Raw genomic sequence first — 18,101 nt, 5'->3', positions numbered from 1 at the left:
TGCCCCCACGCGCAGCCTAGACCGCCGAGGACGAAGCGACTATAGCTCGAATCGCCACTCCGACGATCGGAGCGACAGGCAGTGAGAGACGACCCTTGCCGAGGGGCGGCCGCATCAGTCCACGACGACCAGGTCCCTGGTGGTGTGGTTCATCCGCTCGCCGGCGGTCTCGCCGCAGACGACGATGTCCTCGATCCGGGCGCCGTGCCGTCCGGGCAGGTAGATGCCCGGCTCCACGGAGAACGCGAACCCCGGCCGCATCTCCTCGGCGTTGCCCGTGACGATGTACGGCTCCTCGTGCGTCTCCAGGCCGATGCCGTGGCCGGTGCGGTGGATGAAGTACTCGCCGTACCCCGCCTCCGCGATCACCTCGCGGGCGGCGGCGTCCACCGACTCGCAGCTCACGCCCGGCCTCACGTGGGCGCAGGCGGCCTCCTGAGCGCGCTTGAGCACCTCGTAGTACGCCGTGAACTCCGCCGGGGGCTCGCCCACGCAGTAGACCCGGGTGGAGTCCGAGCAGTAGCCGCTCGGCATCGTGCCGCCGATGTCCACCACCACGGGCTCACCGGGCCGGATCACCCGGTCGCTCACCTCGGCGTGCGGGCTGGCGCCGTTCGGTCCCGAGCCCACGATCACGAAGTCGACCCGCGCGTGCCCCGCGTCGATGATCGCCTCCGCGATGTCCTTGCCGACCTCGCGCTCGGTGCGGCCGGCCTTGAGCAACTGGGGCACCATGTTGTGCACGGCGTCGATGGCCGCCCCCGCCTCCGCCAGCGCCGCGGCCTCGGCCGGCGACTTGCGCATGCGCAACTCGCGCAGGACGCTCCCGGCCAGCACCTGCTCGACCCCGGGCATGGCGGCCCGGAATCGCAGCGACTGCATCGCCCACATCCGGTCGGCGAGCCCGACCCTGGCGACCGGGCCCAGGCGGCGGGTCACCTCGGCGAACGGGTCGTCGGTCTCGTCCCACGCCACGAACTCGACGCCGAGCCGGGAGGCCGGCGAGTGCTCGGCGGCCGGCAGTTCCAGGCGCGGCACCATGAGGAACGGCTCGCCGGACGCGGGCACGACGAGGCAGGTCAGGCGTTCCAGCGGCAGGGCGTCGTAGCCGGTCACGTAACGCAGGTCCGGGCCGGGTGTCAGCAGCAGCGCGTCGAGACCGGCGCGGCCGACGGCCTCCCGTACGGCTGCCGGGCGGGTCGTGGGATACAGGTCGGAGGGTTCCTGGGACATCGTCGTCACGCGACCTAATCTAACGAGCGCGGACTCCGGCGACACACTCAGGTGCTTGTACCACAGGCGCCACGCGGGCGAGCTTCGCGGGGCTCTGGCTTATTCCACGGCATAGAAGAAAACCAACCCCCGGGTAATGCAGGACTGCTACGCTCCGCGTCAGGGCGATCACGGAACGTCCCAACGGCAGTGCACGAGCAACATCGAGAGCGAGACAAATGGTCGGCGTAGTGGGCGGCACAAGGCCGGCCCTTCCCCCCGCGGACGACCGCGACCCGGGCGCGACGCCCGGTGCCGCCCCCGTCGGCATCCTTCCGGGCAAGAACATCGGCGGACGGCGCTGGGCGGAGCGGCGGGAACGGGCCGTCGAGGAGCGCCGCGTCACGCTGGCACTGCGGGAGGCGATCCTGCCCGAGCCGGGCGCGTCGATCGACCTGCCCTACGCCCGGATCGCCGTACGGTACGTCCCGGCGGGCCGCGCGTCGAGCCTCGGGGGCGACTGGTACGACGCCGCTCCGCTGCCCGACGGCCGCATGTTCCTCGCGGTGGGCGACGTGTCCGGGCACGGCCTGCCCGCGATCGCCGAGATGGCGCAGCTGCGGCACGCGCTGCTCGGCCTGAGCATGACCGGAGCCTGCCCCGGCATGCTGCTGACGTGGCTGAACACCCTGGTGCTCACCCGGCTGGACGACACCACCGCGACCGCGGTGTGCGGCCACTTCGACCCGGCGACCCGCCTTTTCACGTGGGCACAGGCGGGTCACCCCGCCCCGATACTGGTGCGCCGCGGGGGCGCGCGCCAGCTCGGGGCGCCCCGGGGGGTCGTGCTCGGGGCGACGTCGAGCCTGCCGTACGGGGTGGCCGACGTCCGCCTCGAGCCCGGCGACCTGCTGCTGATGTTCACCGACGGCCTGGTCGAGCGCCGCTCGCGCGACATCGGCGCGGGGGTGTCCCTCATCGTGGAGGCGGCCGTGGCGACCGGCCTCGGCGCGGCCGGAGCGGATCTCGACGCGGGCCTCGACGGCCTGGTGGAGGCGATCGGCGGCCCCAACCCCGAGGACGACACCTGCCTGCTGGCCGTCGCGGTGACCGGATAGGGCCCACCGCACTCCTGACAGGCGTGACAATGGCAGGGTGCTGATGCTTCTCGACACTCCGTCGCTGTACTTCCGCGCCTTCTACGGGGTCCCGGAGTCGGTGACCTCGCCGGACGGCATGCCGGTCAACGCGGTGCGCGGGCTCCTCGACATGATCGCCACCCTGGTGCGGCAGCACTCCCCCACCCAGATCGTGGCCTGCATGGACGCCGACTGGCGGCCGGCGTTCCGGGTGGCCGCGATCCCGTCGTACAAGGCGCACCGGGTGGCGAGCGGCGACGAGGAACAGGTGCCGGACACGCTGGCCCCGCAGGTCCCGGTGATCGAGGAGGTCCTGGACGCGCTCGGCGTCGCCCGCGTCGGCGTCGGGGGCTACGAGGCCGACGACGTGATCGGCACCTACGCGACCGCCGCCACCTCCGCCGTGGACATCGTGACCGGCGACCGTGACCTGTTCCAGCTCGTGGACGACGAGAAGCCGTGCCGGGCCCTTTACACAGTACGGGGCATTCGTAACCTTCAGATCATCGACGAGGCGTTCGTCCGCGAGAAGTACGGCATCCCGGGCCGGGCGTACGCCGACTTCGCGACGCTGCGCGGCGACCCGAGCGACGGCCTGCCCGGCGTCGCCGGCATCGGCGAGAAGACGGCGGCGGCCCTCGTCACGCGCTTCGGGTCGCTGTCCGCGCTGCTCGCCGCGCTGGACGACGGCGGCGCCGACGGCTTCCCGGCGGGCGCCCGCAACAAGCTCGCCGCCGCCCGCGACTACCTGGAGGTCGCCCCCCTCGTCGTCCGGGTGGCCCGCGACGTCCCGGTCCCGGACGTCGACGTCACCCTGCCCGCCGCGCCGCGCCATCCCGAGCGGCTGGTCGCGCTGTCGGAGAAGTACGGCCTGGACAGCCCGCTCAACCGCCTGCTCGCCACGCTGGCCTGAGCCCCGCCGCGCGGGAGGCTCTCATCGGTGACCGCGGTGGGCGGTCTCCGGGCCCACTACACGCAGGAGCTCCAAAGCCTCGATGCTCCTGGAACCGGGCGGCGGCGTGAACAGGCGGAGGCGCTGATCCGCGGCCTGCGTCTGCAGCAGCTCGTAGTCGAACTCGATGGGCCCGACGGACGGATGCATGACACGCAGCCGGCTGGCGCGGCGCACGGCGACCTCGTGCCGCTGCCAGAGGGCGGCGAACTCCTCGCTCGCCGCCCCGATCCGGTCGACCAGCGAGCTCGAAGGCCGATCGTAGCCACGACGTGTCGCGGCGGCGCGCAGGTCCGCGACGTGCAGTCGGCTGAGACGGTCGTGCTCCTCGGTGGGGTACGGCTCGCGCACGGACGGGTCGGTGAACCAGCGCCACACGATGTTCCGGTCCGGTTCCGCGATCGTGCACACGCATCCGAACAGGGCCTCCGCCAGGGCGTTCTGCGCGAGCAGATCCCCGAGGTCGTTGAGGAGCTGGGCCGGCGTCTCGCCCAGCCGGTCGAGGAGATAGAGCAGACCGGGACGGACGTGATCTCCGGCGCGCGCCCCTTCGGGCGGGCGGTGACCCGCCAGCAGGTAGAGGTGATCCCTTTCGTCCTCGGTCAGCCGCAGAGCCCGGGCGAGTGCGGTCAGCAGCTGGGCCGACGGCTGGGAGCCGCGCGCCTGCTCGAGCCGCATCACGTAGTCGGCCGACACCCCGGCCAGCTGGGCCACCTCTTCACGGCGCAGACCCGGCGTGCGGCGCCGGGGTCCGGCGGCCAGTCCGACCTCCTGCGGCCGGAGCCGCTCGCGGGAACGGCGGAGGAAGTCGGCCAGCTTGGTCCGGTCCATCTTCATGTCATCCATCCTGAGCGTCCCGGCCCCTTCCCGTCCCGCGCACGCTAGGAGAGCCGGTCCTAGGCAATCCCCTCCTCTCCTCATCGCCGCACGCTCCTGGCAGCGTCTCCGGCATCGGCGACGAGAACGGGAGACGGACATGAGGGAAATCACGGTGGGCACCGCGCGGGTGCCGTACCGGGTGATGGGCGAGGGCCGCCCGCTCGTACTGGTGCACGGGGGCAGTCCGGGCTCGACGGCCTGGGACGGCGTGGCCGGGGCGTTCGCGGAGGCCGCCATGGTGGTGCTGCCGGATCTTTCGGGCAGCGACGCGGCGCGGGACGACGGGGGCGAGCTCACGGTCGAGCTGCTCGCCGAGCAGCTCGCCGCGGTGATCTCCGATCTGGGACAGGGACCCGCCGACGTGGTCGGGCACTCCTTGGGCGCCGCGGTGGCCGCCGCGCTCGCCGCCGTCCGGCCCGACCTGGTCCGCGGCCTCGTGTCGGTCGCGGGCTTCGCCGGACTCGGCGACGAGTACCTGCGCAACGCGTTGACCGTCTGGCGCGATCTCGCCGGTGATGCCGGCACTTTCCCGCGGTACACGATGCTGCTCGCATTCAGCCGCGCGCATCTGAATTCCATCGGCCGGGCGGCTGTGGAGGAGCTCGCCGCGGCCTATCGGGCCAATGCGGGCAGGCTCCGGCAGATCGATCTCGCCCTGCGACTGGACGTCCACGATCTGCTGCCGCGGGTCCAGGCGCCGACACTGGTGATCGGATGCGCCCGCGACGCGCTGGTCCCTGTGGAGAACTGCCGCGAGCTGGCCGCCGCCATCCCGGGGGCCTCGTACGAGGAGTTGGACAGCGGGCACATCGTGATGGCCGAGCGGCCGAAGGAGCTCGTGGCGCTCGTCCAGGACTTCATCGGCTGACAGCCTGGAATGTCCGCACTCGGGTAGGTTGATCGCGTGCCGCGCACGATGATCCGCTTAGACGACACAGCGAACGGGCTCCGCGACGGATTCGCCCGCATTCGCAGCGATTTCGACCTGCCGGATGGTTTCCCCGCCCCGGTACTGGAGGAAGCCGAGCGGGCCGCCGCGTCCCCCGTCACGGACGGGGAGGATCGGACCGATCTGCCGCTGGTGACCATCGATCCGCCCGGCTCGATGGACCTCGACCAGGCGCTGTGCGTCGAGCGGCGCGGGGCGGGCTACCGCGTCTGGTACGCGATCGCCGACGTCGGGGCGTTCGTCCGGCCCGGCGGGGCGATCGACGGTGAGGCCAGGGTGCGCGCGCAGACGATCTACATGGCCGGCGAGCGGGTCCCGCTGCACCCGCCGCTCCTGTCGGAGGGCGCGGCCAGCCTGCTGCCCGGGCAGGTCCGTCCGGCGGCTCTGTGGCGGCTCGATCTCGGCTCCGACGGCGAGATCGAGGCGGTGGACCTGCGCCGGGCCCTGGTACGCAGCCGCGAGCGGCTCGACTACGACACCGTCCAGGCGGCCGTGGACACCGGCCGGGCGGAGGGGACGCTCGCGCTGCTCGCCGAGGTGGGCCCGCTGCGGCTGGAGCGGGAGCGGGCCAGGGGCGGACTGTCCCTGCCGACCCCGGAGCAGCAGGTGGTCCCCGACGGGGACGGCGGCTACCGGGTGGAGTTCCGCACCAACCATCCCTGCGAGGCGTGGAACGCCCAGATCTCGCTGCTCACCGGCATGGCGGCGGCCCGGATGATGCTGGACGCGGGTGTCGGCGTGCTCCGGGTCCTGCCCGAAGCGGGCCCGGAGGACGTCGGCAAGGTCCGCAGGGTCGCCGCCGCGCTCGGCGTGCCCTGGCCCGCCGGCGTGTCGTACGCCGAGGTCGTGCACGGGATCGATCCCAAGATTCCGGGCCATGCCGCCTTCCTGCACGAGTCGACGGTGCTGCTGCGCGGCGCGGCCTACGTCTCCTTCGACGGCGCCCCTCCGGCGCGGGCGCTGCACGCCGCCATGGGCGCGCCGTACGCGCACGTCACCGCGCCGCTGCGGCGGCTGGTCGACCGGTACGCCACCGAGGTCTGCCTGGCCGTGGCCGCGGGCGGCCCGGTCGCCGAGGAGGTCACGCGGGCGCTGCCCGAGCTTCCTGAGCAGATGGCCGCGGGCGGCAGGCGGGCCGGCGGGGTGGAGCGGGCCTGCGTGGACCTGGTCGAGGCGGCCGTGCTGCGGCCCCGGATCGGACAGGTCTTCGAGGCCGTCGTCATCGACGTCACCGACGGGAAACCGGGCGGGCAGGTGCAGGTCGCCGAGCCCGCCGTGATCGCCCGTTGCGACGGCGACCGGCTGCCGCTCGGCGAGCGCGTCCCCGTACGGCTCACGCGCGCCGACCCCGCCACCCGCGAGGTCCGCTTCGCGGCCGTCTGAGCCCGCGGGTCAGCTGACGGAGGAGTAGGCGACGACCCCGCGGCGCATGGCGTCGATGGCCTTGGCGGCGTTGTCGGCGACCTTGCTCCCCTTGGGCGCGGCGTCCCGCAGCTGGCCGAGCAGGTCGAGCAGCTGCTTGATCCAGCGGACGAAGTCGCCCGCCGCGAGGTCGCAGTCGGTCAGCACGGCGTCGAGGCTGTGGCCCTTGGCCCAGCGGAAGGCCGCCCAGGCGAAGCCGACGTCGGGCTCGCGCACGAACGACAGGCCGTGGTCCTCCTCGATGCCCTCCAGCTCGCCCCACAGCCGCACCATCTCCCCGAGGGCGTCGCGGGTGGCGCCGGCCGGGATCTTGGGGCTGCGGACGTCGTCGGCCTGCCGCGACTCGTACACCAGCGAGGACACGCACGCGGCCAGCTCGGCGGGGTCGAGGCGGTTCCAGATCCCGGCGCGCAGGCACTCGGCCGTGAGCAGGTCCAGCTCGGTGTACAGCGAGGCGAGCCTGCGGCCCTGCTCCGTGACGGTCTCGCCGTCCAGGTAGCCGAGCTGGTCCAGCACGCCGCAGACCCGGTCGAAGGTGCGGGCGATGACGTGGGAGCGCCCCTCGACCCGGCGGCGCAGCCCCTCGGTCTCCCGGAGCAGCTTGTGGTAGCGCTCGGCCCAGCGGGCGTGGTCCTCACGCTCGTCGCAGCCGTGGCAGGGGTGCTGGCGCAGCTCCCGCCGCAGGCGCGTGATCTCCTCGTCCTCCTGGGCGTGGTCGCGCGCCCGCGGCGGCTTGCCGAGGTCGCGGTCGCCCAGCTTCGCGTGCACGGTCGAGACCAGGTTGGCCCGTTCCTTCGGTGAGCGCGGGTTGAAGCCCTTCGGAATCCTGATCTTGTCGACCGGCTCGACCGGCACCGGGAAGTCGGCCGCCGACAGGCGCTTGACCTGCTTGCCGATCGTCAGCACGAGCGGCGCGGGACCGTCGTGCCCCCGGCCGTTGACGCCCGGGTCGAGCACGACCGCGATGCCCGCGCGACGTCCTCCCGGAACCCGGATGACGTCGCCGGGCTTGAGGACCTCCAGCGACTGCACGGCCTGGGCCCGGCGGGCCGCCCCCCGCTGGCGCGACAGCTCGGCCTCGCGGTCCGACAGCCGCCTGCGCATCGCCGCGTACTCCTCGAAGTCGCCGAGGTGGCAGGTCATGGCCTCGGCGTAGCCCTCCAGGGCCTGCTCCGCCTTGCGGAGCTGGCGGGCCAGGCCCACCACGGCGCGGTCGGCCTGGAACTGGGCGAAGGAGTCCTCCAGCAGCGTCCGCGCCCGCTCCCTGCCGACCTGCCCGACGAGGTTGACCGCCATGTTGTACGACGGCTGGAAGCTGGAGCGCAGCGGATAGGTGCGGGTGCTGGCGAGACCGGCGACCGCGAGGGGGTCCATCCCCGGCTGCCAGACCACCACCGCGTGGCCCTCGATGTCGATGCCGCGCCGCCCGGCCCGGCCGGTGAGCTGGGTGTACTCCCCCGGGGTCAGGTCGGCGTGGGTCTCGCCGTTCCACTTGTCGAGCTTCTCGATGACCACGGACCTCGCCGGCATGTTGATGCCGAGCGCCAGCGTCTCGGTCGCGAAGACCGCCTTCACCAGGCCCTTGGTGAACAGCTCCTCGACGACCTCCTTGAACGCGGGGAGCATGCCCGCGTGGTGGGCGGCCAGACCGCGCTCCAGGCAGTCGCGCCATTCGAGGTAGCCGAGCACCGCGAGGTCCTCGTCGGGCAGGTGCGCGGTCCGCTCGTCGACGATCTGGCGGATCTCGTGGCTCTCGGCCTCGGTGGTGAGGCGCAGCCCCGAGTAGAGGCACTGCATGACGGCGGCGTCGCAGCCGTTCCTGGAGAAGATGAAGGTGATCGCCGGCAGCAGCCCCTCGGCGTCGAGCTTCTCGATCACATCCGAGCGGCCCGGCGTCGTCCCCCGGCCCGGCCGCGAGTAGCCCCGCCTGCCCCTGGCCTGGGCCAGCCGCATCTCGTCTCGGGCGATGCGCATGAGCGACGGGTTGACCCGCAGGGTGCCGTCGCCCTCGTCGACGAACAGGTCGAACATCTTGTTGCCGACCAGCATGTGCTGCCACAGCGGGACCGGGCGGTGCTCGTCCACGATCACCGTGGTGTCGCCGCGCACCTCCCCCAGCCACTCGCCGAACTCCTCGGCGTTGCTGACCGTGGCCGACAGGGCCACCACCCGCACCGACTCCGGCAGGTGGATGATGACCTCTTCCCAGACCGCGCCGCGGAACCGGTCGGCCAGGTAGTGGACCTCGTCCATCACCACGTACGCGAGGCCGGTCAGCGTGTTGGAGCCGGCGTACAGCATGTTGCGCAGGACCTCGGTCGTCATGATGACGATCGGGGCCTCGCCGTTGACGCTGTTGTCGCCGGTCAGCAGGCCGACGTTGCGCGCGCCGTACCGCCTGACCAGGTCGTTGTACTTCTGGTTGGACAACGCCTTGATCGGCGTCGTGTAGAAGCACTTGCGGCCCTGCTGCAGGGCCAGGTGGACGGCGAACTCCCCCACCACCGTCTTGCCCGACCCGGTCGGCGCGGCCACCAGCACGCCGTCTCCGGCCTCTAGCGCCTGACAGGCGTCGAGCTGGAAGTCGTCGAGCTCGAAGTCGTATAGTTCGCGGAACGAGGCGAGCGCGGGTCCGGTTCCGGACTGCCCCTCACGGAAGGCGGCATAGCGTTCCGCTGGCGTACTCATACCGTCAACCCTACCGATAACGGGATTCCGGGTGTCCGCCATCGGTGATCCTTTTACGCGGGCCGCCTCACGCCGTGGATCCCGGAACCAGGACTCGCAGCGCGCCCGGCTCGACGACACAGGTCAGCGGGGCCGGCCCGGCCCGCTCGCCGTCGGCGTACGCGACCACGTCCCCGGCCCCATCCCCGTGCAGGGCCTCGATCTCGACCCGCCGGGCCCGTCGCAGGGTCACGGCGGGGTGAGCGGTGTGGCTGCCCCGGTAGACGCGCGGGAACGTGCGCAGGAACTCGCCCTTGGGCACCGCGCCCAGCACGAGCACGTCGAGCAGGCCGTCGTCGGGCCGGGCGTCCGGGCATACGCGCATCCCGGCGCCGTACGAGCGGGTGTTGGCCACGGCCACCAGCATCGCCTCGTGCTCGGCGGCCTCCCCGTCGAGAGTGATCCGGAACGGGATCGGCGTGAACGACCGCAACTCGCGCACGAGCGCGACCAGGTATTTCGCCATTCCGGGCGGCCGGGTCATGGCGTTGGCCCGCTCGTTGACCCGGGAGTCGAACCCGCAGGCGAGGACGCCGGCGAACCACTCGCCCGTGCCCAGCCTCGCGGCGTCGATCGTCCGGCAGGCACCCGCCGTCACGATGTCCGCGGCGGCGAGCGGATCCTTGCGAGGGATGCCGAGGGCGTCGGCGATGTCGTTGCCGGTCCCCGCGGGCACGATCCCGAGCGGCACGGTCGTCCCCGCCACGGCCTGCACGGCCAGATGGACCAGGCCGTCACCGCCGAAGGCGACGAGCGCGGCCGGCCCGTCGGCGGCGGCCGTGCGGGCCCGGGCGAGCGCGTCGGCGGCCGAGGTGCCGACGATCACCGACACCGGGCGGCCGCCCGCCCGCAGCCGCCGCAGCACCGGGTCGAGCAGGCGCAGCGTACGACCGCCGCGGGCGGCGGGATTGACCAGGACGACGATCTCATCGGCCATGAGCGGAACCTACCGCCACCCGGCCGGCGACACCAGAGGGATGTTCTGTCAGTCCCTGGCCTCGACCGAGTCCGCCGTGCCCTCCGCGGCAGACGGCCCGTCGAGCTCCTCCTCGATGGCCCGCGCGTGCTCCGCGTCGGCGATGTCGCGCTTCTTGTCGTGGAAGTACATGAACGCCATCGCGACGAAGAACAGGCCGACCATCGGGATCGCCAGGGCCAGCATGCTGACGGGGTCCTGGCTCGGCGTGGCGACGGCCGCGAAGACGAACATCAGGAACACGACCATGCGCGTGTGCTTGGCGACCGTCTTGTACTTGAGCACGCCGATGACGTTGAGGAACACGAGCAGCAACGGCATCAGGAAGGAGACACCGAAGATGATCAGCATCGCGAGCGCGAAGCTGAGGTACTCGTTGATGCTCACCAGCGTCAGCGTGCCCTCGGGGGCGAAGCTCAGCAGCAGCGACAGGCCCTTGTCCATCGTGACGTAGGCCAGGGCCGAGCCGGCGGCGAACAGCGGGACGGACAGGCCGAGGAACGCGAACGTGTAGCGGCGCTCGTTCTGGTACAGGCCCGGCGTCACGAACGCCCAGATCTGGTAGATCCAGAAGATGGCCGAGACCACCACGCCGAAGATCACGGCGACCTTGAGGTTCACGAAGAAGGAGTCGAAGACTCCGTTCACGACGAGCGTGCACTGGTCCTTGTTGAGCTGGTGGGCCTGGGGCAGCCGGCAGTACGGCTGCTTCAGGAAGTTCCAGATGGGCTCGAAGTAGACGAACCCGACGGCGGTCCCTACGACCACCGCCAGAATGGCCTTGAGCAGCCGGTTGCGCAGCTCGCGGATGTGCTCCATGAGCGTCATCCGCCCGTCCTCCGGCGTGACGGGCGGCGTCGCGGGAGTCGACCGTTTCAACAGGGCCATCTAGCTCGTCCTGAGATCAGTGGGGTGTGAGACGGCGGGGCGCCCTAGTTGGAGCGCTGCTCGTTCTGCGAGCTCACCGGCTGCTGGCTCTCACGCAGCTTCCGGTTCTCCTCCTCGAGCAGACGCAGCCGCTCCTCGACGGACGGGGTGGTCGGCGGGATCTGCGCCGCCGGCGGGGCGACGGGCTCGGCCTGCGCCTTGACCGTCTGCCGCGCCTCGTCCTCCTCGCTCATCTTGCTGGTTTCCTTCTTGAACATGCGCAGCGACTGCCCCAGGGCCTTCGCGGTGTCCGGAAGCTTCTTGGCGCCGAAAAGAAGGATCAGAACCAGGAGGATCAGAATCCATTCCATGGGTCCGAGGTTGGGCATGTCGTGTCCTTACCGCGAGGGCCGTGGGTACTACTCCTCGATCGTACGCGCACCACACGCCTAAGTTCACCTGTCTCGGGGCTTCAAAATCACATCAATCCCGGGCAAAATCCCGCTATTCGGACATTTCGAGCCGCCCCTTGGCGCGGTCGACCTCGGCGCGCAGCTCCCGCGCCGCGGTGAGAACCCGGGCCGCCGGCCATGCGAGGACGGCGAGCCCGGCCACGGCCACCACCGGCGCGACGAAGATCCAGGTCATACCGGCCATGCTAACGGCCACGACGGCGAGGTGATTGCGGCGCGCTCAATCCACGGCCCCGGCCCGGCGGGCAGCGGCGAGTACGGCAGAGCCCTCGCCCGTCAGACGGCGGTCTCGTAGTTGGCCAGCGCCTGCCTGGCGGTGGCCGTCACCCGCTCGGCGAGCGACGACGGGGACAGCACGCGGCCGCTGTCGCCCAGCCGGAGCGCGAGCCGCACCAGCCAGGACTGGTCGCGGGCCCGCAGCGAGACGCGCAGGCGCCCCTCGCCCAGCTCGGCGACCTCCTCGCAGGGGTAGTACTCGGCCACCCAGCGGCCCGCCGGGGTCAGCTCCAGCTCCACCAGTTCGTCGCTGTCCGACGGCCGGAACACGCCCTGGGCCACGTCCATCGGCTCGGCCCCGGCGGGAGGGTCCACGGGCACGTCGAGGACCTCGACGTCCAGGATCCGGTCGACGCGGAACATCCGCATCGCCTCCGCGCGGTAGCACCAGCCCTCCAGGTAGTGCCGGCCGTCCACCAGCACGACCCGCAGCGGATCGACCTCCCTGGGGGTGATCTCGTCGCGCCCCGGGACGTAGTAGCGCAGCGACAGCCTGCGGCCCCTCCGGGCGGCGTCGGTGATCACGGCGTGGGCGTCCGGGGCCGCGCCGATCTCCACCTGGACCTGGCTGCTCACGGTGGCCGCGCCCTCGCCCGCCGCCTGCTCCAGCTTCGCGATGACCCGGCCGAGCACGTCGCGGCCCTGGAACTCGGGCAGCTCGTCGAGCATGCGCAGCGCGACCAGCAGCGCGCTCGCCTCGTCCACGCCGAGCTTGAGCGGCCGGGCGATCGCCTCGGCGTTGTCGATGAGGATCTCGCCGCCGTCCCAGGAGACGTCGATGAGGTCACCGGGGGTGTGCCCGGGAAGCCCGCACATCCAGACGAGCTGGAGGTCGTCGACGAGCTGCTTCTCCGACAGGCCGAACAGCCGCGCGACCTCGGGCACCTGCGCGCCCGGGTGCGACATGAGGTACGGCACCAGCGCGAGCAGCCGCGGCAGCCGGTCCGAGCTCACTGCAACGCCCCCTTCAGACGGCGGATCACGGCCTCACGCGCGTCCGGCGGGTCCACCACGACGGCGTCGGGGCCGAGGCTGGCGAGCCACCCGGCCAGTCGTTCGGGGTCGGCGAAGGTCACCTCGGCCTCGTCCCACTCGCCCTCGCCCGTCCGTACGGCCTGGGCGGCGTGCCGGAGGCCGAGGCAGGTGCCCTTGCGCACGCGCACCAGGGCGACCCGCTCGTTCGGCAGCTCCTGATAGCCCACCATCGCGCGCAGGTCCAGCCCCTCGGGCACGGTGAACGCCCCCGGCCGCCCGAGTGTGGACACGGCCCCGGTGATCCGGCTGAGCCGGAAGACCCGGGCGGCGCCGCGGTCGCGGTCGTGCCCGGCCAGGTACCACCGGCCGCGCCGGCTGACGACCCCCCACGGCTCGACGGTCCGCCGCAGCACCGACTCGCTGCCGGCCGAGCGGTAGTCGAAGGCGACCACGCGCCGGTCCCGCACCGCCTCCCACAGCGCGGGGAACGCGGGGTCGCGGGTGTCCACCCGCAGCTCCAGGGGGCTTTCCGCGAGGTCGGCGTGCACGCCTCCCGCGGTCAGCTTCAGCAGCGCCCCGCCGGCCGCCTCCGCGAGGCTCGCCCGCTGCCACACCTGCGCGGCCAGGCCGATGACGGCGGCCTCGTCCGGCTCCAGGGTGATCTCGGGCAGCTCGTAGGCCTCGCGCACGATCCGGTAGCCGGGGTCGTCCTCCCAGGGGTCCTTGTGGACCTCGATGGGGATGCCGATCTCACGCAGCTCGTTCTTGTCGCGCTCGAACATGCGCTGGAAGGCCTCGTCGTTGTCCGGGTCGTACCCGGGCACGGCCTGCCGGATCTGCTCCGCGCTCAACGGCCGCCGCGTCGCGAGCAGGCAGATAACCAGATTGAGCAGCCGCTCGGTCTTCCGCCGCGACATCGGGCCTCCCTTCCAGTCGAGAACGCTACCCTTTTCGGCGTGATCAGATGGCGTAAGGGCGAGGTGGTGCGGGTCCGGCGCGAGTGGCCGGGGGCGGTGGAACTCGACGTCGCCGTCGCCGAGGGCGAGTGCCGGGCGCTCGCCTATCCCCCGCTGGTGGGACGCCCTGAAGTGGGCGACACCGTGCTGCTCAACACGACCGCCCTCGCCATGGGTCTCGGTACGGGAGGGTACGCCATGGTGGTCGCCGTCCCGGACCGTTTACCGCAAGATCCGTCCGGCCCCGGCCACCTGGTGAAAGCACGCTACACCCCGTTGCAGGCCACCGTGCTCGGCGCGGACGAGCAGGGGTCCCCGCACCACGAGGCGTTGCGGGAGGCGGACTCGGTCGGCGGGATGCCCGTGGTCGTCGCGGATCTGCACTCCGCCCTGCCCGCGATCCTGTGCGGCCTGTACGCGGACTCCCCGGGCACCAGGGTGGCGTACGTGATGCAGGACGGCGGGGCGCTGCCGGCCTGGTTCTCGATGTCGTGCGCGACCCTGCGCGAGCGCGACTGGCTGTGCGGGGTGGTGACGACCGGCCAGTCCTTCGGCGGGGACGTCGAGGCGGTCACGCTGCACACCGGCCTGCTGGCCGCCCGTCACGTGCTCGGCGCCGACGTCGCCGTGGTCGCGCAGGGGCCGGGCAACCTCGGCACCGGCACCCGCTGGGGGTTCTCCGGCGTCGCCGCGGGCGAGGCGGTCAACGCCGCCGCCGTGCTGGGCGGGCGGCCCGTGGCCGCGCTGCGGGTCAGCGAGGGCGACCGGCGCGAGCGGCACGTCGGGGTGTCGCACCACTCGCTCACCGCGTACGGCCGGGTCGCGCTGGCCCCGGCCCGGGTCGTCGTGCCGGATCTGCCCGGCGCGTTCGGGGCGGCTGTGCGCGAGCAGGCCGCGGCCCTGGCCACGCGGCACGAGATCGTGACCGTGCCGGTTGACGGCCTGCACGACGCGCTGAAGGCGTCACCCGTGCGGCTGTCCACCATGGGCCGCGGTCTGGAGGAGGACCTGGCCTACTTCCTGACCTCCGCCGCCGCCGGGAGGTGCGCGGCGTCGCTGCTCTCGTAGAAGTCCTTGAACGTGAACGCCTCCGGGCCCGGTCCCTGCGCCCGGAGCAGTTCCAGGCGCGCCATGGCCTCGTCGAGCGACGGCCGGTAGCCCCCCGGCACCCACCACATCACCGTGTACGACTCGGCCGCCCGGTGGAACCACTCGCGGCGGCGGCGCATGACGTCCAGGTGGGCGCTGCGGTAGACGAAGTTCCACAGCGCCTCGCGTGACTCCCAGACCGAGAAGTTGACCAGCAGAAGGTCGCCGTACTCGTGCTGGATGGTGTCCGTGGGGTCCTCGCCCCCCTTCATGCGCCAGACGAAGCCGGGGGCGGCGTCGGACAACGCGTTGATCGGTTCCAGTGCGGCGACGAAGTCCGCCAGCGCCGGGGAGTCGAGTGGCGCGCGGAGATGGGCGACGTTGAACTGGGCGAGATGCATACCCCGAGTCTATGTCAATCTTCGTTGTTTTTAGAGGGCGTGAAGGCCACACAACACTCCCCCGGTCTCGGATCGAGCGTCGCGGCGACCCCTGTCTCGCCAAGACCGGCCAGCATCCCCTCGCAGAGCGCGAGGTTCATCGAGCACACGAGCAGCGGGTGAGTTTCGGCCAGCACATGGAAGGGGCAGTTGCGCAACCGCACCCGCCCCTCCTCCTCGTACGGCTCGTAGCCGCGCCCGCGCAGCACCCCCACGAGACCGGCGGCCCCGCCGGCACCGGAGGAGCCGGCGGCCAGGCGCTCCCCCGCCCGCCGGGCGGCCTCCTCGGCCTTCTCCTCACCGCCCAGCAGGTCGACGGTCTCCGCCAGCACGAGCGCCAGCGTGCGGTAGTCCCGCGGCGGCAGGCTCACGGACCGCTCCTCGCGCACCCGCCGGTAGACCTTCGCGGGGCGGCCACCGCCGGGGCCCGCCCTGCCGCTCAGCCGCTTGAATCCCGCCTCGAGCAGGCCCGCCTCCACCAGTTTGTCCAGATGGTGGGCGGCCAGCGTGCGCTGGACGCCGGCCGCCTCGGCCGCCTCGTTGCGGCCCACGTCCCGCCCCTGCTCGGCCACGAACCGGTACAGCGCCCGCCGCACGGGATCGCCGAGCACGCTCATCGACTCCAGGTCGTCGCTCGTCACAGCCGGAGTCTAGGTCGTGCCGCCGGCAGGACCGTTGACACCGTCGCGAGCGTGCTGCTTTCATTAGGAAACCTTCCTAACTAATCCCCCTCATGGAGGGCTCATCCCCGCCCGCCTCCCCCGCCGCAGGCCGGTCGCGGGCGGAGAACGGAGCGACGCACGTGAAAGATCCGCTGATCAGGCGCACTCCCCGGCGCGCGGCTCTGCTGCTCCTGGCCGCCGCTGCGGCCGCACTCCCCGCGGGAGCGGCGGGAGCCGCCACCGGCGGCCCGGCCGCCGCCGGGGAGCCCCTGAAGGTCACGGTCATGGCCGCCCCGGCCGACCTCACCGACCCGAAGAAGAAGGAGATCGCGATGGAGCTCGTCTCCAGCGCGGAGAACTCCTCCCTCGACTGGAAGGCCCAGTACAAGTACATCGAGGACATCGACGACGGGCGCGGCTACACCGCCGGCATCATCGGCTTCTGCTCGGGCACCGGCGACATGCTCGACCTGGTCGAGCTCTACACCATGCGCAAGCCCGGCAACGTGCTGGCCAAGTATCTGCCCGCCCTGCGGAAGGTGAACGGCACCGACTCGCACCGGGGGCTCGACCCGGGCTTCCCCGGGGACTGGCGCGCCGCCGCCGCGGATCCGGTGTTCCGGCAGGCGCAGAACGACGAGCGCGACCGGGTCTACTTCGACCCGGCCGTGGCCCGGGCCAAGGCCGACGGCCTGCGCGCGCTCGGGCAGTTCGTCTACTACGACGCCATCGTCATGCACGGCCCGGGCGACGACGCGGTCAGCTTCGGCGGCATCCGCAAGACGGCCATGAAGAAGGCGAAGACCCCGGCACAGGGCGGGGACGAGGTCGCCTACCTCAACGCGTTCCTCGACGCCCGCAAGGCGGCGATGAAGACGGAGGAGGCGCACAGCGACACCAGCCGGGTCGACACGGCCCAGCGGGTGTTCCTGAGGAACGGCAACCTCGACCTCGATCCGCCGCTGCGCTGGAAGGTCTACGGCGACGCCTACGAGATCCGGAGCTGACGCCCGCACGACGACGGGGCCCCTCCCGCCGGGCGGCGGGAGGGGCCCCGTTGTCGTATGCGGGTGTCAGGCGGCGCCGAGGACGTCCACGACGAAGACGAGCGTGTCCGTGCCCTTGATGCCGCCCTGGGCGTTGCCCTCCTTGCCGTAGCCGAGGTCCGGCGGGATCGTGATGAGGACGCGGCTGCCGACGGGCACCCCGGTGAGCCCCTGCGACCAGCCCTTGACGACCTGGTTGAGAGCGAAGGTCGCGGGCTGGCCGCGCTCCCAGCTGGAGTCGAACTGCTTGTCGGTGCCCCAGATCTTGCCGACGTAGTGGGCGAGGACCGTCTGGTCGGCCTTCACCTCCGGGCCGGCGCCCTTGATCACGGTCTTGACGACGAGCTTCTTGGGCGCCTTCTCGCTGGTCTTGGTGGTCAGCGCCGGGGCCTTGTCACCGCCGGGGTTGCCGATCTTCACCCCGTCGACGCCCGGGTCGACGGCGGTGCCCTCGATGGACTTCAGCGTGGCCGACATGACGTCGATGACCAGCACCTGGGACGCGTTGTTGAAGTCCTGGCCCTGCTGCTTGGCCTGGTCGAGCTGCTCGGCGCTCAGGTTGTCCTTGGCGACGACGGCCATCACCCGGCCGCCGGGCTTGGCGCCGACGAGCGCCTCGTGCAGCGCCTTGGGCAGCTGCGGACTGACCGAGACGAACTCCGACTTGCCCTGGTCGTAGTCGGAGCCCGCCGACTTGTTCTCCTTGCCGTCCCAGTTGTAGACCGTGACGTTGGCGGTGAGGACGTCGCCGTCCTTGGCGGGGGTGCCCTGGCCCTCGACGACCTTGATGGAGGCGGACGTGAGCGAGGGCTGGCCCGACGGGAAGGTCAGGGTGGGCTTCTTGCCGACCTCTCCCGTCACCTTGATGGCCGTGGCCGCGGCCCGGGCCCCGGAGGCGGCGGGGCTCGCGCTGGAGGCGGTCTTCTGCGCGGTTCCGCACGCGGCGGCGAGCAGCAGGGGCAGGGCGGCGACGAGTGCCGTACTACGGCGCATGTAGGTAATCCTCAAACAGACAGCGGGTCCGGGCCAGGCTACCCGAACCCGCCGTCAGAGCGGTGTAA

General features: G+C 72.1%; 18 protein-coding genes. 6 read left to right on the top strand and 12 right to left on the bottom strand.

Annotation, left to right across the window (positions count from 1 at the left end; translation table 11 throughout):
• Nucleotides 1-114 precede the first annotated feature (114 nt).
• Entirely contained in the window at nt 115-1,233 is a 1,119-nt protein-coding gene (locus tag HHX41_RS08830; RefSeq protein ID WP_182905679.1) for a Xaa-Pro peptidase family protein, read from the bottom strand.
• Between the two features lie 230 nt (nt 1,234-1,463).
• On the opposite strand from HHX41_RS08830, the gene HHX41_RS40330 reads away from it, so the two are divergent.
• Together HHX41_RS40330 and HHX41_RS08820 are read left to right on the top strand one after the other, a co-directional pair.
• On the top strand, nt 1,464-2,330 hold the full coding sequence (locus HHX41_RS40330; protein ID WP_310741854.1) for a PP2C family protein-serine/threonine phosphatase: 867 nt from the start codon (nt 1,464-1,466) through the stop codon (nt 2,328-2,330).
• A gap of 43 nt (nt 2,331-2,373) precedes the next feature.
• A complete protein-coding gene (locus HHX41_RS08820) occupies nt 2,374-3,264 on the top strand; it encodes a 5'-3' exonuclease (RefSeq protein WP_182905678.1) in 891 nt (296 codons plus the stop codon).
• 21 nt (nt 3,265-3,285) lie between these two features.
• On the opposite strand, the gene HHX41_RS08815 is transcribed toward HHX41_RS08820, so the two are convergent.
• A complete protein-coding gene (locus HHX41_RS08815) occupies nt 3,286-4,140 on the bottom strand; it encodes a helix-turn-helix transcriptional regulator (RefSeq protein WP_249350001.1) in 855 nt (284 codons plus the stop codon).
• Between the two features lie 139 nt (nt 4,141-4,279).
• Here HHX41_RS08815 and HHX41_RS08810 point away from each other — a divergent pair, with 139 nt between their 5' ends.
• Nucleotides 4,280-5,050 (top strand): alpha/beta fold hydrolase, encoded by a 771-nt coding sequence (locus HHX41_RS08810; RefSeq protein WP_182905512.1) that lies wholly within the window; start codon nt 4,280-4,282, stop codon nt 5,048-5,050.
• A gap of 36 nt (nt 5,051-5,086) precedes the next feature.
• A complete protein-coding gene (locus HHX41_RS08805; protein WP_310741853.1) occupies nt 5,087-6,514 on the top strand; it encodes an RNB domain-containing ribonuclease in 1,428 nt (475 codons plus the stop codon).
• Nucleotides 6,515-6,523: 9 nt separating this feature from the next.
• Here HHX41_RS08805 and HHX41_RS08800 read toward each other — a convergent pair whose 3' ends face one another.
• The 7 genes from HHX41_RS08800 to HHX41_RS08770 all read right to left on the bottom strand — a co-directional run bounded on the left by HHX41_RS08800 (nt 6,524) and on the right by HHX41_RS08770 (nt 13,764).
• Nucleotides 6,524-9,241 carry an RNA helicase gene (locus HHX41_RS08800; protein WP_169982291.1) on the bottom strand — a complete coding sequence of 906 codons (2,718 nt, stop codon included), beginning with the start codon at nt 9,239-9,241 and terminating at the stop codon, nt 6,524-6,526.
• A 67-nt stretch (nt 9,242-9,308) separates the two neighbouring features.
• The gene (locus HHX41_RS08795; RefSeq protein WP_182905511.1) at nt 9,309-10,217 is read right to left on the bottom strand and encodes a diacylglycerol kinase family protein; all 909 of its coding nucleotides are present in this window, start codon (nt 10,215-10,217) and stop codon (nt 9,309-9,311) included.
• A 48-nt stretch (nt 10,218-10,265) separates the two neighbouring features.
• Nucleotides 10,266-11,144, bottom strand: a complete 879-nt coding sequence (gene tatC, locus HHX41_RS08790; protein ID WP_182905510.1) for a twin-arginine translocase subunit TatC — start codon at nt 11,142-11,144, stop codon at nt 10,266-10,268.
• 44 nt (nt 11,145-11,188) lie between these two features.
• Nucleotides 11,189-11,512: a Sec-independent protein translocase subunit TatA gene (gene tatA / locus HHX41_RS08785; protein WP_076437432.1), complete on the bottom strand. Its 324-nt coding sequence runs from the start codon at nt 11,510-11,512 to the stop codon at nt 11,189-11,191.
• A gap of 115 nt (nt 11,513-11,627) precedes the next feature.
• Entirely contained in the window at nt 11,628-11,771 is a 144-nt protein-coding gene (locus HHX41_RS08780; RefSeq protein WP_169982287.1) for a hypothetical protein, read from the bottom strand.
• A 101-nt stretch (nt 11,772-11,872) separates the two neighbouring features.
• Nucleotides 11,873-12,826, bottom strand: coding sequence for a WYL domain-containing protein (locus HHX41_RS08775; protein WP_310741851.1), 954 nt, complete (start codon nt 12,824-12,826; stop codon nt 11,873-11,875).
• Nucleotides 12,823-13,764: a YafY family protein gene (locus HHX41_RS08770; protein ID WP_182905509.1), complete on the bottom strand. Its 942-nt coding sequence runs from the start codon at nt 13,762-13,764 to the stop codon at nt 12,823-12,825. The genes HHX41_RS08775 and HHX41_RS08770 overlap by 4 nt, the downstream gene beginning before the upstream one ends.
• Before the next feature lie 39 nt (nt 13,765-13,803).
• On the opposite strand from HHX41_RS08770, the gene HHX41_RS08765 reads away from it, so the two are divergent.
• Entirely contained in the window at nt 13,804-14,871 is a 1,068-nt protein-coding gene (locus HHX41_RS08765) for a DUF3866 family protein (protein ID WP_182905508.1), read from the top strand.
• On the opposite strand, the gene HHX41_RS08760 is transcribed toward HHX41_RS08765, so the two are convergent.
• Together HHX41_RS08760 and HHX41_RS08755 are read right to left on the bottom strand one after the other, a co-directional pair.
• The gene (locus HHX41_RS08760; RefSeq protein ID WP_182905507.1) at nt 14,817-15,293 is read right to left on the bottom strand and encodes a DUF3291 domain-containing protein; all 477 of its coding nucleotides are present in this window, start codon (nt 15,291-15,293) and stop codon (nt 14,817-14,819) included. The genes HHX41_RS08765 and HHX41_RS08760 overlap by 55 nt on opposite strands.
• A 14-nt stretch (nt 15,294-15,307) precedes the next feature.
• Complete coding sequence (locus tag HHX41_RS08755; RefSeq protein ID WP_310741849.1) at nt 15,308-15,973, bottom strand: transcriptional regulator; 666 nt, start codon at nt 15,971-15,973, stop codon at nt 15,308-15,310.
• Nucleotides 15,974-16,134: 161 nt separating this feature from the next.
• Here HHX41_RS08755 and HHX41_RS08750 point away from each other — a divergent pair, with 161 nt between their 5' ends.
• A complete protein-coding gene (locus HHX41_RS08750; RefSeq protein WP_310741848.1) occupies nt 16,135-17,001 on the top strand; it encodes a chitosanase in 867 nt (288 codons plus the stop codon).
• Between the two features lie 66 nt (nt 17,002-17,067).
• On the opposite strand, the gene HHX41_RS08745 is transcribed toward HHX41_RS08750, so the two are convergent.
• Nucleotides 17,068-18,033, bottom strand: a complete 966-nt coding sequence (locus HHX41_RS08745) for an FKBP-type peptidyl-prolyl cis-trans isomerase (RefSeq protein ID WP_182905506.1) — start codon at nt 18,031-18,033, stop codon at nt 17,068-17,070.
• Nucleotides 18,034-18,101 lie beyond the last annotated feature (68 nt).

Source organism: Microbispora sp. H13382 (genome assembly GCF_014161445.1).
Classification (GTDB): Bacteria; Actinomycetota; Actinomycetes; order Streptosporangiales; family Streptosporangiaceae; genus Microbispora.
Note: the sequence above shows the minus strand (reverse complement) of the source record. Positions and strands in the feature narration are given on the sequence as shown.